General features: G+C 62.0%; 14 protein-coding genes. 6 read left to right on the top strand and 8 right to left on the bottom strand.

Annotated features, from left to right (window positions below; genetic code table 11):
* Positions 1 to 61 precede the first annotated feature (61 nt).
* The gene (glxR, locus tag QP999_RS12195; RefSeq protein WP_010189962.1) at positions 62 to 745 is read right to left on the bottom strand and encodes a CRP-like cAMP-activated global transcriptional regulator GlxR; all 684 of its coding nucleotides are present in this window, start codon (positions 743 to 745) and stop codon (positions 62 to 64) included.
* Between the two features lie 300 nt (positions 746 to 1,045).
* On the opposite strand from glxR, the gene nth reads away from it, so the two are divergent.
* Genes nth through QP999_RS12170 form a run of 5 tightly spaced genes read left to right on the top strand, consistent with a single transcriptional unit; the run spans position 1,046 to position 5,341 of the window.
* Positions 1,046 to 1,705, top strand: a complete 660-nt coding sequence (nth, locus tag QP999_RS12190; protein WP_230307831.1) for an endonuclease III — start codon at positions 1,046 to 1,048, stop codon at positions 1,703 to 1,705.
* Between the two features lie 9 nt (positions 1,706 to 1,714).
* Positions 1,715 to 2,284, top strand: a complete 570-nt coding sequence (locus QP999_RS12185) for a TlpA family protein disulfide reductase (protein WP_070524075.1) — start codon at positions 1,715 to 1,717, stop codon at positions 2,282 to 2,284.
* Positions 2,281 to 2,958 carry an NUDIX hydrolase gene (locus QP999_RS12180; RefSeq protein WP_070524077.1) on the top strand — a complete coding sequence of 226 codons (678 nt, stop codon included), beginning with the start codon at positions 2,281 to 2,283 and terminating at the stop codon, positions 2,956 to 2,958. Before QP999_RS12185 ends, QP999_RS12180 begins: the two co-directional genes overlap by 4 nt.
* 37 nt (positions 2,959 to 2,995) lie before the next feature.
* Positions 2,996 to 4,183 carry a MarP family serine protease gene (locus QP999_RS12175; protein WP_070524079.1) on the top strand — a complete coding sequence of 396 codons (1,188 nt, stop codon included), beginning with the start codon at positions 2,996 to 2,998 and terminating at the stop codon, positions 4,181 to 4,183.
* A 60-nt stretch (positions 4,184 to 4,243) separates the two neighbouring features.
* The gene (locus QP999_RS12170; RefSeq protein WP_284848390.1) at positions 4,244 to 5,341 is read left to right on the top strand and encodes an HNH endonuclease signature motif containing protein; all 1,098 of its coding nucleotides are present in this window, start codon (positions 4,244 to 4,246) and stop codon (positions 5,339 to 5,341) included.
* An 829-nt stretch (positions 5,342 to 6,170) separates the two neighbouring features.
* Here the strand turns inward: QP999_RS12170 and QP999_RS12165 are convergent.
* The 6 genes from QP999_RS12165 to QP999_RS12140 form a co-directional block, all read right to left on the bottom strand.
* Positions 6,171 to 7,868 (bottom strand): ABC transporter ATP-binding protein, encoded by a 1,698-nt coding sequence (locus tag QP999_RS12165; RefSeq protein WP_070524081.1) that lies wholly within the window; start codon positions 7,866 to 7,868, stop codon positions 6,171 to 6,173.
* Positions 7,868 to 8,827, bottom strand: a complete 960-nt coding sequence (locus tag QP999_RS12160; protein WP_070524083.1) for an ABC transporter permease — start codon at positions 8,825 to 8,827, stop codon at positions 7,868 to 7,870. The genes QP999_RS12165 and QP999_RS12160 overlap by 1 nt, the downstream gene beginning before the upstream one ends.
* Positions 8,820 to 9,746 carry an ABC transporter permease gene (locus QP999_RS12155; protein ID WP_070524085.1) on the bottom strand — a complete coding sequence of 309 codons (927 nt, stop codon included), beginning with the start codon at positions 9,744 to 9,746 and terminating at the stop codon, positions 8,820 to 8,822. Before QP999_RS12155 ends, QP999_RS12160 begins: the two co-directional genes overlap by 8 nt.
* A gap of 202 nt (positions 9,747 to 9,948) precedes the next feature.
* A complete protein-coding gene (locus QP999_RS12150) occupies positions 9,949 to 11,544 on the bottom strand; it encodes a peptide ABC transporter substrate-binding protein (RefSeq protein WP_070531768.1) in 1,596 nt (531 codons plus the stop codon).
* 222 nt (positions 11,545 to 11,766) lie between these two features.
* Complete coding sequence (locus QP999_RS12145) at positions 11,767 to 12,669, bottom strand: alpha/beta fold hydrolase (protein ID WP_070562508.1); 903 nt, start codon at positions 12,667 to 12,669, stop codon at positions 11,767 to 11,769.
* A gap of 89 nt (positions 12,670 to 12,758) precedes the next feature.
* Positions 12,759 to 13,253, bottom strand: a complete 495-nt coding sequence (locus QP999_RS12140; protein WP_070531763.1) for a phage holin family protein — start codon at positions 13,251 to 13,253, stop codon at positions 12,759 to 12,761.
* Between the two features lie 104 nt (positions 13,254 to 13,357).
* On the opposite strand from QP999_RS12140, the gene QP999_RS12135 reads away from it, so the two are divergent.
* A complete protein-coding gene (locus QP999_RS12135; RefSeq protein WP_070531776.1) occupies positions 13,358 to 14,047 on the top strand; it encodes a type III PLP-dependent enzyme domain-containing protein in 690 nt (229 codons plus the stop codon).
* Here the strand turns inward: QP999_RS12135 and QP999_RS12130 are convergent.
* On the bottom strand, positions 14,044 to 14,859 hold the full coding sequence (locus tag QP999_RS12130) for an HAD family hydrolase (RefSeq protein ID WP_070524094.1): 816 nt from the start codon (positions 14,857 to 14,859) through the stop codon (positions 14,044 to 14,046). The two genes, QP999_RS12135 and QP999_RS12130, sit on opposite strands and share 4 nt — an antisense overlap.
* Positions 14,860 to 15,182: the final 323 nt, after the last annotated feature.

Raw genomic sequence — 15,182 nt, 5'->3', positions numbered from 1 at the left:
GATTTTGCGTTAGGACAAGTCGAAGGCCGAGGGCCGCATAGGCGGGCTCGGCCTTTAAGACCTAGCGTGCGCGGCGGGCCAAGTGCTCGGTATCGACGATGAGCACCGACTTGCCCTCCAAGCGGATCCAGCCGCGGTGAGCGAAGGTGGCCAGAGCCTTGTTCACGGTCTCACGGGAAGCGCCAACGAGCTGGGCGATCTCTTCCTGGGTGAGGTCGTGGTTCACGCGCAGCGCGCCGCCCTCCTGCACACCGAAGCGGTTAGCCAGCTGCAGCAGGGTCTTGGCCACGCGGCCTGGCACGTCGGTGAAGATGAGGTCCGCCAGGTTGGCGTTCGTGCGGCGCAGACGGCGGGCCAGCACGCGCAGAAGCTGCTGAGCAATTGCCGGATGATCGGCTACCCACTGCTTGAGCATCTCAGAGTTCATCGTGGCTGCGGTGACCTCAGTGACGCAGACAGCGGAAGAGGTGCGCGGGCCCGGATCGAAGATGGAGAGCTCGCCGAACATATCGGACGGACCCATCACGGTCAGGAGGTTCTCGCGGCCATCCGGGGCGTGGCGGGCGAGCTTAATCTTGCCCGAGGTGATGATGTAGAGGCGGTCTCCCGGCTCACCTTCCTCGAAAATGGTGGTGCCGCGCGGGAAACGGACGGTTTCCATCTGCTCAATAAGGTTCTGTACTGCTACCGGATCGACGCCCTGGAAAATGCCAGCGCGGGAGAGAATGTCCTGTACGCCTTCCACTGTTACTCCTTAAAGCCTGCGCAGCCCGGAAAACACTGGGACACAAGCTGGTTTGGTTTGATTTGACGCACCTAGTCTCCAGTGCGCCACGAGGCACTGCACAATATCATACAGTGTAATTAGTCACTATTTCCACCAACGTGAAAAATAATCACACGCTTTGAATGGTCTATTTAGTTTTCGAAGGCCGTCGCCTCAAGTTTCTCCATGAGGATGGCAAACAGCGCGAGGCACAGCGGCACAAAGATGACGAGCGAAATCATGCTTCTCATTCTAGCCGCCGTCACTAAGATCTCTTTTATGTCCCCTGACCTTCCCGTGCACCACGATGACGCTGACGAGGCCGCTCGCATCGTTCATATTCGTACCGCCTTGGCGGATGAATATCCCGACGCCGATTGCGAGCTAGATTTCACCACGCCGCTCGAGCTACTTATTGCTACGGTGCTCTCGGCGCAGTGCACGGATGCCCGCGTCAACCAGGTCACTCCGGAGCTTTTTGCTCGGTATCCTTCCGCACCGGATTACGCGGCCGCGGACCGTGCTGACCTCGAGCGCATCCTCCGCCCGCTCGGATTCCAGCGCACGAAGGCCGGCCACCTGTTAGGCATCGGAGAAAAGCTCGTCGCGGACTTCGATGGGCAGGTGCCCCGCGGCATCGACGAGCTCACCTCCCTGCCCGGCGTCGGGCGCAAGACCGCGCTGGTGGTGCGCGGCAATGCCTTCGGCCTGCCGGGGATCACGGTGGATACCCACGTCACGCGCCTGAGCCAGCGTCTTGGGTTGACCGAGGCGAAGACTCCGAGGGCGATTGAGAGGGACGTCGCCAAGCGCGTGCCCGAAGAGGAGCAAACGGTGTTTTCGCACCGCCTCATCCTCCATGGACGGCGCGTGTGCACCGCGCGAAAGCCACAGTGCGCGGCCTGCGTCCTCGCCCCATGGTGCCCGTCGCGGGGTTAAGGTGGAGCAATGAGCCAATATTCTCGGTGGCCCGGATACGTGAAGGCGAGCATCGCTGCCATTGTCGCGCTGGCGGCGCTCGCGTTCGTCGGCGTGGTGAACCTGCTTGAGAATGATGAGCCGGAGGTTGCCCTCCCCGAGGCGCAGGAGCAAGAGGTGGCCAAGCGCCCCAAATGCCCCGAGGGACCGCTTGCGGGTGTGGATCTTCCGTGCTTGGGTGCGGCCGGTACTGCGGCGGCCAAGAACGTCCAGATCGTTACTGTGTGGGCGTGGTGGTGCGAACCGTGTCGCGCGGAGCTGCCCTTCTTCGAAGACCTTGCGCGAGCGCACCCGACGTGGAATGTCGTCGGCGTGCATGCGGACGCGAACGCTGCCAACGGGGCCGCTCTTCTCAGCGATCTGCAGGTAGATATCCCCAGCTACCAAGACGATGACGGCGCCTTCGCAGGTGAGCTCGGGTTGCCGGGCGTTATCCCCATCACCCTGGTGGTGCGCGATGGCACGGTGGAGGAGAAGTTTGTGAAGCCGTTCGACTCCGCAGAAGATTTGGAGGAGGCCGTCGAGGAGGTTCTCAAGTGAGCCGCCTCTTTCCTGCCCATGCCCCGGAGTGGCTGCGCCCGGCGCTCGGGGTTGATACAGACAAGGTCCAAGAACGCCTCATTCGGCATGTCCCGGCCGCCAAGCGCCGGCGTGAATCGGCAGTGTTGGTGCTGCTGAAGGGCACCAGTTTTGAGGATGGTGAGGTGCTGCTCACGCACCGCTCGCCGTCGATGCGCTCGCACTCCGGCCAGATTGCCTTTCCCGGCGGGCGTAGGGAGGAGGGGGACGCCTCGCTTGTCGACGTCGCCCTGCGCGAAGCCGAGGAAGAAACCGGCCTCGACCGCTCCACGGTCACCCCTCTTGAGCAGTGGGGCAAGCTGGACATCCGGGCTACCGGCAACACCGTGAGCCCGGTCCTGGCGTATTGGCATGAACCGGGCACCGTGTGGCCGGCGAGCCCGGCGGAGACCGACGATGTCTTCACCGTCCCGCTGCGGGAGCTGGCGGATCCGGCCAACCGCATGATGGTGGGGTTTAGCCGCTGGAAGGGGCCGGCCTTCCGGGCGCGGGGATACGTGGTGTGGGGTTTTACCGCGGGAGTGCTCTCCGGGCTGATGGACCATGCGGGCTGGAGCGTGGAATGGGATAAGAATATGGTTCATGATCTGCGTGACTCACTCAATCGCTCTTTGAATAATGAGAAGATAGGCTAGTTCTGCTCCTTTTAGCCTTTAAGAAAGTATTCCCCCTGTGTCCCTAGCTGTTGACATCCTGATCGTTATTGCCGTGCTCCTTGCCGTGCGCGTGGGCTGGCGGCAGGGCGCCTTAGCGGCGGTCCTCGCAGCGGTGGGAATCATTGCGGGGTTGGTTTTAGGAACCGTGGTTGCCCCGCTGGTGATGGGGCTGACGGACCAGGCGGCCGTGCGCTTTTTGCTGGCTGTCGGCGTGCTGATTTTGCTGGTGGGGCTGGGGCAGCTGGTGGGGACGTCGCTTGGCATGGCGCTGCGGGACCGCATGCGAACCCGCTCGGGGCAGCGCGTGGATTCGTCGATTGGCGCGGTCTTCCAAGCCGCGGCGGCCATCGTGGTGATTTGGCTGGTGTCCTTGCCCTTGGCCTCCAACCTGGGCGGCCAGCCGGGGCAGGCGCTGCGTGAATCGCGTGTGCTGAGCTCGCTGAATGCGGTGGCGCCTTCGCGCCTGGCGGCGCTGCCGAATGGCTTGGCTGCGCTCCTCAACGAGTCCGGGTTGCCGCCGTTGGTATCGCCCTGGCAGCGATCTGGCGCCGATGTCGAGGTGGATGCGCCGGCGGTGAACATTGGGGATCCCAAACTCGCAGAACGCGTGCGGCCTTCCGTCATTCATGTGCTGGGTGATGCCGAGGCATGTTCGCGCCGACTCATGGGCTCGGGCTTTGTGACGGAGCCGGACTACGTCATCACGAACGCCCACGTTGTGGCGGGCACGGATAAGGTTCGCCTCGATACGGTCCTTGGCCTCAAGGAAGCGGACGTGGTGTATTACAACTCGGATGTGGACATTGCTGTGCTGCATAGCCCGGGATTGGGCTTGGATCCTTTGCCGTGGGCGGAGCAAGCGGCTGCTACCGGGGACGATGCCATCGTCTTGGGCTTCCCGCAGTCGGGGCCGTTTACTGCGGAGCCGGCGCGCGTGCGCGACCGTCTCACCATCGCTGGTCCGGATATCTACTCCACGGGCCGCGTGGAGCGCGATGCCTACACGGTACGCGGTAGCATCCGGCAGGGCAATTCCGGCGGTCCGATGATCAACCCGGAAGGCCAGGTGCTCGGCGTTGTGTTTGGTGCTTCCGTGGAGGATTCCGATACGGGCTATGCGCTTACCGCGGACGAGGTGCGCGGCCACGTGGGTGACGTCACGCAGCTTGTCGACGCCACCCCAACCGGCTCCTGCGTCGGCTAAGACCAGGTAGTTTCTTCTTCCGGTTGCGGGGCCCACGGTGCTGTTTTAGTCTCTGTGCTCATGGGGGATATTGAAACCTACATCCGCCTACGCAATTCGGGGATTGCGCTGGTGGAAAACATTCCTGGCTCACCCGATGAGCTCCGCACGCTCGGTGCTTCCGCTTCCGATGCCACTGAGCTTGCAAACCTTAACCAGGTTTATTTCGGCCCCACCCGCTTCAGTGGCAAACAACGCAAAGCCCGTCAAGCAGCACTTCAACAACGCCACAGCCTGGGCACTCTTACCCTCATCGAGTCCTACACGTCCAAGGTGAAAAAGACCCTCGATGCCTGGAACCTGCGAGTCAAACTCGCCGCCACTCCCGCACACCGCATCCCCACCGTCGCCGCCACACGACTGAAAGAACTACGCTCCAAACGCATAGCCAAACCAGGCGTGCGCATCACCTACCGGGAACAAGGCCCCAACACACTCTCCATTACTGACGACGCCACCACGATCGCCAACATGCGCGGCGTCTTAGAGTCCACCAACACCACCGACCTGCTTCAAGCCGCCAACGACATCTTCTTCAAAGAGGGCACCGGTTCCAAGCCTGCGGTGCGCACCCAAGTCATCGTCACCCTCAACGAGCTCGACCAGATCATCAACGGTGACGGGGACTACATCGAACTCAACCTCACTAACGGCGGGCGCATGACCGGGGCAGAATTCCTCACCCACAAATTCGCCGAAATAGGGTATGCCACCATCGTGCACCCCATTGAAGGACCCATCGACACCTGGCGGCTATCACGAGGGGCAAACTTCAAACAACGCCTTACCCTGCATGCTGAATTCCACACGTGTTCTAGACCAGGCTGCAATAAGCCCGCTGATTACTGCCAAGTCCATCACCTCATCCCCTGGCAGGCAGGAGGCTACACCAACATCAAGAACCTGACGTTCTTGTGCGCCTACCACAACGGGATCAATGATGATGACCCACAAAGGCCTACCGGGCGCGGCTACATGTACCGGCTTAACACCGGGGTCAGCTTCATCCCACCCTGGGGCACACCAATCACCGCAATGCCCGAATACCAAGAAGCAGTAGCCAGACTCGCCGCCGAACAAGCAGGACAACCACCAGAGGAACCACCCGACAGCAGCTAACACCCACAGCCACTAAACACAGAGAGGACAACGCCAACTACCGATCCCGCCAACCCAAAGATGGTTGACGGGCACATCGGTGATCCCTGCAAACCGCAGCATGGTGCGCGGGGAAATCGGGGATCCTGGTCGCGATTCGACGGGTTAAGGGTCAGAAAGTGTGTCTGGAATCGGGGATTTCTGGGGTCTGAACTGTAGGTTCTCGCAGAATATACGCTTTGGGAGCATATATCTGGCTTTGGGATGCTAAATCCACGGTGTGGCTGCCTACCTGTGGTAGCCGGCGGTGGTGTGGTGATTCAATGCTAGAAATCGACCACACTAGCACTGCGGCGGAGATACAAAATGCAATGAATCGAACAGCTGAGGCTTCGACCGATGGCGGTATAAACCAGGTGATTCTTGGCCAACAAGATTCCCCCCGATGTCACCAATGCAGCACTATTTGCCCAGCCCATCGCCTGCTGCGCTGCGCCGAGAACCTGAACGGAACTGGCTTAATGAAATGGCTCTAGTGTCGCGCACGTTGGGACGGCGGCGTAGTAGTTGCTGCCTGTCCGGCGTTTCCTAGCGCACCGTCGGCCGTACCGGCTATCTCAACGATTAGGACTTCACTAACATCGTCTATGCCCAGTCAGCCGGCCTGGAAGTGGCCAAATCTAGCCCCGGTGACACGCCGAGCCAGACACACATTTTGACCCTTAAGCCGATTCGACTGCCGTCAGACGCAGTAGGAGCAACGGGACGCTTAGCCCTTAAAGAGCGAGCCCCCCTTAAAGGCGAAACCCGCCAGCCGGATGAAGGCTGACGGGTTAGGCGGCGTTGTAGGTTAGTGGCCGGTGCCGATTTCCAGGTGCATGCCCGGAACCGAGTTGATGAGGTTGCGGGTGTATTCCTGCTGGGCGTTGTCGAAGATGTCGTCGGCGGTGCCCTGCTCGACGGCCTGGCCCTTCTTCATGACCACGACGTCGTCGGCAGTCTGGCGGACCACCGCGAGGTCGTGGGTAATGAAGAGGTAGGACAGGCTGAGCTCCGATTGCAGCTCCGCGAGCAGCTGGATGATCTGGTTCTGCACCAACACGTCCAGGGCGGAGACAGCCTCATCGAGGACGATGACCTCCGGGCGCAGCGCCAGCGCACGGGCAATAGCGATACGCTGGCGCTGGCCGCCGGAGAGCTCGTTGGGGTAGCGGCGCATGGCGGAACGGGGCATGGAGACCATGTCGAGAAGCTCGGCAACGCGGGCCTCACGCTCCTTGCGCGAGCCCACCTTGTGCAGGGCCATGGGCTCTTCGATGCACTTGTAAATCGAGTACATCGGGTCCAGCGAACCGTAGGGGTTCTGGAAAACCACCTGCATCTTGCGGCGGAGTTTAAACAGCTCCTTCTTCGACAGCGTCGAGGTATCGCGGCCTTCGAACTCGATGGTGCCGGAGGTCGGCTCTAGCAGGCCCAACACCATGTTGGCCACCGTGGACTTGCCGGAGCCGGACTCGCCCACCAGCGCCAGGGTGGTGCCGCGGCGGATATCGAAGGAGACATCGTCGACGGCCTTCAACAGCTTCTTTCCGCCGCGCTGGCCACGGATATCGAATTCCTTGGTGAGGTTGCGCACCGAGATGACCGGGGCCTGAGCCGCGGAAGATGAATCTGCAGCGGTGGAGCCGATGGCCTCGCCCGACTTGAGTTCCTTGGCTTCGACGCCGGCTTCCTTAGCCGCGCGGATGCGGGAGGAAGCGAGAGAGGGGGCGGCGTCGACAAGCCGGCGCGTGTACGGGTGCTGCGGGGAGCGCAGAATCTCGCGCGAGGGACCGGACTCGACGATGCGGCCGCGGTGCATGACGACGAGGTGCTCCGCGCGCTCGGCGGCCAGGCCAAGATCGTGGGTAATGAAAAGCACCGCGTTACCCAGCTCCTCGGTAAGGTGCTCCAGGTGATCCAAGATGGTCTTTTGCACCGTCACGTCGAGGGCGGAGGTGGGCTCGTCGGCAATCAGCAGCTTCGGGCGTGCGGCCAGGCCGATCGCGATGAGCGCGCGCTGGCGCATACCGCCGGAGAACTCGTGGGGGTACTGCTTGGCGCGGCGTTCGGCGTCGGGAAGCCCGGCTTCCTCTAGAAGCTCCACGACGCGCTGGTGGCGCTCGGAGCCCTCCACCACGTGGTTGGCCTTGAGAGATTCCTCGACCTGGGTGCCGATGCGCCACACCGGGTTGAGGTTGGACATTGGATCCTGCGGGACCAGGCCAATCTTGTCACCGCGCAGCGACTCGAATTGCTTGTTGTCGTAGTGGGTGATGTCCTCGCCCTCGAAGAGGATCTGGCCGCCGGTGACCTTGCCGGTGCCCGGCAGCAGGCCCAGGATAGACATCGCCGTGGTGGACTTACCGGAGCCGGACTCGCCCACAATCGCCACGGACTGGCCCGGGTAGATGGACATGTTGACGCCACGCACCGCCTCAACCACACCGGTGGAGGTGGTGAAGGAGATGTGGACGTCCTTCATTTCAAGAAGTGGAGAGTTAGTCATTAGCGCTTCCTCGCCTTCGGATCGAGTGCATCGCGGACGACGTCACCCATCATGATGAAGCTCAACACGGTCAGGCCCAAAGCACCCGCCGGGTAGAACAGGACTGCCGGAGCAACGCGTAGTGAAGCCTGCGCGTCAGAGATATCGCCGCCCCAGGACACGAACGTCGACGGCAAGCCGATACCCAGGAAGGACAAGGTGGCTTCGGCGACGATGTAGGTGCCCAGCGCCACGGTGGCGTAGGAGATGATGGGCGCGGCCGCGTTTGGCAGGATGTGGCTGAACAGGATGCGCCAGTTCGACGCGCCGATGGAGCGGGCGGATTGGACGAACTCCTCGTTCTTGATGGAGACCACCGCGCCGCGCGTGATGCGGGCGATGGAGACCCAGCCGAAGAGCCCGAGCACCAAGACCACCGTGACGATGGTGCGGTGCTCCTTGAACATCTGCATGACCACGATGGCGGCGAGCACCAGCGGGATGGCGAAGAAGATGTCGGTGATGCGGGACAGGACGGAGTCAATCCAGCCGCCGAAGAAGCCGGCGATGGCGCCGATCAAGGAGCCCAGCACCACGACGAGGATGGTGGTCAGGACGCCGACGGCAACCGACGCGCGCGCACCGTAGATCACGCGGGCGTAAATGTCGCAGCCCTGGCGGTTGAAGCCGAAGGGGTGGCCCGGCTCGGCGGGGGCGAGGGACTTGGACAGCTCGCACAGGCGCGGGTCGGTGCTCGTGAAAAGACCCGGTGCGATGGCTAGGAGGATGGCCACGAGGATCATCACGGCCGCGATCCAGAACAGTGGGCGGCGGCGCAGGTAGCGCCAGGCCTCGCCCCACTGGGAGGACGGGGCGGACTCGTCCTTGACGGCGTCGACGGCGCCGAGGCCCGTTTCATCGGTTTCCGAGACGAAGTGCTCTTGGCCCGGGTAGGGGGTGTTTTTCTCGAAATTAGGCATAGCGGATCCTCGGATCAAGTACGGCGTACAGGAGGTCAACGAGCAGGTTGGCGATGATGTAGATGATCACCAGCACCGTGGTGAAGGAGACAATCGTGGTTGGCTCACCGCGCAGGATGGCCTGGTACATCGTGCCGCCGACGCCGTTGATACCGAAGATGCCTTCGGTCACGATGGCGCCGGTCATGAGCGCGCCGATATCAGCACCGATGAAGGTGGCTACGGGAATCAGCGAGTTGCGCAGCACGTGGCGGAGGGTCACCGCGCCGTTGGACAGGCCCTTCGCGCGAGCGGTGCGCACGTAGTCGGCGCGCAGGTTCTCAGCCACGGACTGGCGGGTCAGGCGAATGACGTAGGCCAGGGAGAGCGCGCCGAGCACCATGGCCGGCATGAGGAGGGACTTCACGGTGGCGTTCGCTCCGACGGTGACCGGCAGGACACCCCACTTGATGCCCACGAGGTACTGGAAGACGAAGCCGATGACGAAGGACGGCACTGCGATGACGAGCAGGGAGATGACCAACACGGTGGAATCGAAGAAGCCACCGCGGCGCATGCCGGCGAGGACGCCGAAGAGGATGCCGAAGACGGATTCAAAGATGATGGCCATGACGGTGAGCTTCACCGTGACCGGGAAGGCGTTGGCCATCACTTGGGTTACGGGGACGCCGGAGAAGGTCGTGCCGAAGTCCAGCATGAAGATGCCCTTGATGTAGAGCAGATACTGAATGATGAACGGCTTGTCTAGGTTGTATTCCGCCTCGATGCGGGCGCGGGCAGCCTCGGTAAGGCCGCGGTCACCGCCAAGGGCTTCGACGGGGTCGCCGGGCATCAAGAAGACGAGCGCATAGATGAGCAGGGTGGCTCCGAAGAACACCGGGATCATCTGGAGCACTCGGCGCCCGATATAGCGCAGCATAGTGTGGTCCTTTACTCGTTGTGGGCAGGTGCTTGTCGACGCCTTCTTAGCAGGCGCCTACGTAGCTCATAAGAATTTTAGTGTGTGATCCAAGTCTGCGAGAAATCTATAGCGCGTTTCGAATCACACTTATGAGTGAAAACGTGGGGCGACCCCCGCTCCACGGTGGCTGCGGGGGTCGTGGGAAGTAGCGGAAGTGGCGTTACTTCTTGGTGATGTTGTAGTACACCGGCTGGGACTTCCAGGAGAACACGACGTTGTCGACGTTCTCGGAGTAGCCGCCGGTGGCGTTGGAGTACCACAGCGGGATGGCCGGCAGATCCTTGAACAGGACTTCCTGGGCCTCGGTGTACTTCTTGTTGGCCTCTTCCTCGGAGGAGGAGGTCAGGGCTTCGTCGAGAAGCTTGTCAAACTCCGGGTTGCTGTAGTCGCCGTCGTTAGAAGAGCCGTCGGTCTTGTACAGCGGGGTAAGGAAGTTGGCCTGGCTCGGGTAGTCTGCCTGCCAGCCGGTGCGGAAGGCTGACTTGATGGTGCGGTTGGTCACCTCATCGCGCAGGGACTTGAAGTCCGGGTACGGGGCGCCGACTGCCTCGATGCCGAGGGTGTTCTTGATGGAGTTGGTGGTCGCGTCCACCCAGCTCTTGTGACCGCCGTCGGAGTTGTAGGCAATCTCCAGGGTTGGGTTATCCCACTTGTTGATCTTGTCAGCCTCGGCCCACAGCTTCTTGGCCTTCTCCGGGTCATACTTCAGGACCTCGTTGCCCTTGATGTCCTCGGAGTAGCCCGGCATAACCGGGGAGGTGAAGTCCTTGGCCGGGGTGCGAGTGCCCTTGAAGATGGTGTCCGTGATCTCCTCGCGGTTGATGGCGTAGGAGATGGCTTGGCGACGCAGCACGCCTTCCTCGCCGGAGTAGTGCTCGAGGTTCTCGCCCAAGGTGAAGGACTGGAAGATGGCGGTCGGCTGGTTTACGGCACGGTCGCCGAGGTCGGCCTCGTAGACATCGAAGGCGGAGTCCGGGACGGCGTCGAGGACGTCCAGGTTGCCTGCCAGCAGGTCGGCGTAGGCTGCGTCCTGACCGGCGTAGAAGACGAACTTGATGCCGTCATTCTGCGGGGTCTGGCCGCCCTTGTACTCTTCATTCGGGACGACGGTGGCGTCCTGGTTGTGGTTCCACTCGGTCAGCTTGTACGGACCGTTACCAATCGGGTTCTGGCCGAAGGCGTCCATGTCCTCCAGGGCGGACTCGTGCAGCGGGTAGAACGCGGAGTAACCCAGCTGCGCCGGGAAGTCCTGCTCAGGGCTGTTCAGGGCGATGGTAAAGGTGTGGTCGTCGACGACCTTGAGGCCCTCCATCTCCTTGACGCCTTCCTTGAAGCCCTTGATGTTGGCAAAGAAGGAAGCGTTGAGCTGGTCATTGGCCACGGCGTAGTTCCAGGCGTCCACGAAGTTCTTCGCGGTGACCGGGGAGCCGTCGGAGAACTTGGACTCCTTGAGTTTGACGGTGAACTCAGTGTTGTCCTCATTTGGCTCGATGGATTCAGCCAGCTCGTTCTGGGCTTCGCCATCGCCGTCGTAGTAGACCAGGCCGGCGTAGATGGAATCGACAATGCGTCCGCCGCCGACCTCGTTGGTGTTGGCCGGGATGAGCGGGTTCTGCGGCTCGGAGCCGTTGACGGTGACGATGCCATCGCCGGAGCCGGAAGCAGAGTCTGAACCGGAGTTGTCGCCACCACAAGCCGCGAGGGTGAGCGGCAGGGTAGCGACAGAGAGAGCAGCGAGCGTCTTCTTGAGCGTCATGTGGGTCTTAGACCTCCGTGGTGCGAAAGATGTAGAAAACCTGTGGTGTTGGTTTGATATGAAGCTACCGCGTGGCGCGCCTCATATACAAGGAATTGAAAAATATGTCCTGTGATAAAAGCTATAGAGCGGTAGGTATTCTTTCTTAACCTGCGGTTTTGTCAACGAGTTAAAAAAGTCCCATCCCCCTGAGAGGGGTGGGGCACGGAGGCATGGTGAATGTTACCTATCTCGCATCCAGTGAACGATGGTCTGAGTAAAACCATGCGGGTTCTCAAGATAGGGCAGGTTCTTGGACTCGGGGATAGTGGTGGCGGTGAAACCCGCACGGCAGCGCCGCGCCGCCCGCCGCGCAACTGGCCGCCAGAGCATCTGATCTGCGTGGATAAACAGGGTGGGGCAAGAAACTGTGAGTTCGAGCCAACTGAGCGGAACGACGGCGGTGCGCAGTCGGTGATTCCAGATGATTCCGCGGCGGACGTTTCCGATGTGCGAGGAAGCCACGCGCAGGCGCAGCGCCTCCTCCCGCTCGGCGCCGCTGAAGGAGCCGAGGGCGTCGAGATCCATCTCCCGGAGGTACGTGGACTCTCTCAGTAGGAGGCTCGGGGCGCCAGTCTTTCCCAGTCGGCACAAGGCCGCGCGCAGGAGAACCCACCCAAAATCCCAGGGGCGCGCGGCGATGGCGCGGCGGAGATCAGCTGGGTGTGCCGCCGAAACAGATACCAGCCCGCGTACCCGCTCGGGCCGCTCGGTAGCCAGCGCCCACGCCACCGCACCACCGGTATCCGCGCCCACCAGGTAGGCGTCGTCATGGCCTAATGCGCGGATGGCACCGCTGACATCACCAACCGCCACGCGGATATCCTGGCCGGGTTCGAGCGGTGGTTTATCGGACATGCCAAAACCGCGCATGTCGAGGGCGGCGACGTGGAAGCCTGCGGCGGCAAGCGGGGCAATGACATTCCGGAAGTCGAACCACCCGCCGAAAGATCCATGGAGGAGCAGCACCAGCGGGTCATCCGGGTTGCCGGCGGTAGCCGCGTGGAGGCGGATGCCGCGCGTGTGCAGGAACTCGTGCTCAAAGGGGCCGTCAAGCTCCACTACGGAGGGCGGTAGGGGATTCATGGGCGGGCCTTTCGTGAGAAGGGTACACAGACGAAATCCGCCCCGAACGCATGTGCTCGGGGCGGGAGAGTTAAAAGGACCTTAAAGGTTTAGGTGTAGAGGCCACGCTCGATGGACTTTTCAGCCTTACCCGGAACCAGCTTCTTGAGTTCCTTCGTGGACTCGATGGTCTTCTCCGGGGCCTTGACCTGCTTGACCTGCTTGAAACCGATAAAGGCCACGACGGCGGCGATGACCACCATGAGCAGGAAGACGATCAGGAAGGCTGCCCAGCGGTCGAGCCACTTGGACAGCAGCTCCGCCAGGAAGAAGAAAAAGAAGAAGGAGCTATACAGCGCCACGGTACCGGCAACGCCGAACATGCCCGCGCCGATGCCACCCTTCTTTGCGGAAGCGGCGAGCTCGGTCTTAGCCAACTCGACCTCGGAGCGAACCAGTTGGGACATCTGTTCGGTGGCGTTGGATACGAGCTGGCCGATGGATGCTTCGCCGCGGCGGGAGGTATCTGCATCGCTCAAGGGAATGCCGTCTACCTTCGGGGCGAACTTGTTGGACCCGTCAGTGAATAGTCCGTCGTTGCTCACGGTTAAAAACTCCTACTGTTTTGTCGCAATCTATATCGGCCATAGTAATGAACTTTCCAGAGTTCATGTGGTGCGGCCCGCAAAGTGGGTACGGCGTTATTGTAATGGGTATGCCGCATTCTGACCCGCTGACCCCGCTGATGGCCCTATCTGGGGTGGAGGATAAAGCCGGTTCTGCCGCCGCAGCGATTGCGCGCGTGCACCGCCGCCCCGCGGGCTTGCGCAAGTTTGACGTTATTTCTTCCGAGTCGCTGTTGCGCGGTGCGCGGGCGGCCGCGGCGATCGACGGCGCGCCGCTTGAGGCTGACGGTATCCCGCCCGCAGTCAGCGCTTATTCCCTCCTTGCTCCCGAAAAACAGGCGGCTACGGTGCGCACCTTCGCGCGGGCCCCGCTGCAGATCTTGGCCAGTATCGATGTGGCAGCGGGCGGTGTGGGTCATCCCGATCAGAACCCAGCGGTGGCACAGGCGCTGGCACAGCTCATCACGCGTGGAGCCGGCGTGGATTTCGACCGTTTATTGCCGGTGGTGCTGCACGCGGAGATTGCTGCGCGCTCGCTGTTCGGTGCGCGCAGCACCGCCGTGGCGCTCGTCGCCGCTCGCACTGCCGCTATCCATACGGGCTTCGATCCGCGGGGATTCGCCGTGCCTGAGACCTACCTCAACCGTCATCGCGCGGACTACCGCGCGGCACTGGACACCTACGACAAGGATCCGGCCGCACTTATCACGCTGCTTTTCGACGCCTGGGAGGCCGGCGCCCGCGAAGCCGACGGCATCGCGCAAGCGGCCTAATCGCGCAGCTGCTGCCGTGCAAATAAAATCCCGCCGACGACTAAGGCTGCGATGCCGGCCACGACCGCCGAGCCGATACCGAATTCGCGTGCGCTGGGTGCGGTGAAGAGCGGAACGGGGTGTTTAAACGTGCGAATTTTCCAGTCGTGGGTGATGGCGTGCTTCTTCAACAGGCGGTCTGGGTTCACGGCCACGGGGTGGCCAACCTGCTCCAGCATCGGGATGTCTGTGGCGGAATCGGAGTAGGCAAAGGATGCGTCGGGGTCGACGTTGAGCTCCTGAGCAATGCGCGCCAGTGCCTCAGCTTTTGCGGCACCTTTGCAATAAAACAGAATCTCCCCGGTGAACCGGCCGTCTTCCTCGGCGAGCTCGGTGGCCACGACGTGCTCGATGCCCAGCTCCTGCGCGATGGGCTCGACCAGTACGCTTGCCGACGCCGAGATGATCACCACCTCGTGGCCGGCGGCGCGGTGGGCGTCGATAAGCGCGCGTGCCTCCGCGTAAATGGCAGGGGTGACCACGGTGTGCATGGTCTCCACCGCGATGTCGTGGACCTCCTGGACGGACCAGCCGGCGGCCATGGCGGCGAGCTGATCGCGGGTGGTGTCCATGTGCTCGCTGCTGTGGCCGGCGAGCATATAGCTGGCCTTGGCTAAAGACAGCTGTAGTGCTTCTGCATGCGTGATGAGCCCGTTGTGCATGAATTCGCGGCCGAAGGCATATGCCGAGGATGTGGCAATAATCGTCTTGTCCAAGTCGAAGAACGCGGCTGCGCGAGTGGTGCCGTGAGAGGGAAAAGGGGTACCGGTCATCGAGGGCCTGCCGTTTGTGTGCGAGTTACCCTGCTCATCGTAGCCCCTTAGCAGGCAGAATCGGGAGTATCTAAAGAGATTGCCAGAAATCTCAAGGAATCTTGTCGTTCGCTGTTGTCATCTCTTCTTTCCCATGTCATAATGTCAGGTGCAAGGCCCCGATATACAGTGCGGCCTGCCCCGGCGCACCCCCCGATGCCGGGTTACCGATGGCCCGCGCACACCCCCCCGAGGCGCGGGCCATCACCTTTTTAAATACCGGGCTCGTCTGTGGCCATCGAGCTGAGACATATTTGATGTCCTAGCACGGCGATATACTCTCA

Source organism: Corynebacterium sp. MSK004, from assembly GCF_030232515.1.
GTDB lineage: Bacteria > Actinomycetota > Actinomycetes > Mycobacteriales > Mycobacteriaceae > Corynebacterium > Corynebacterium hesseae.
The sequence above is the reverse complement of the archived record's forward strand: the minus strand, read 5'-3'. Positions and strand labels throughout refer to the sequence as shown.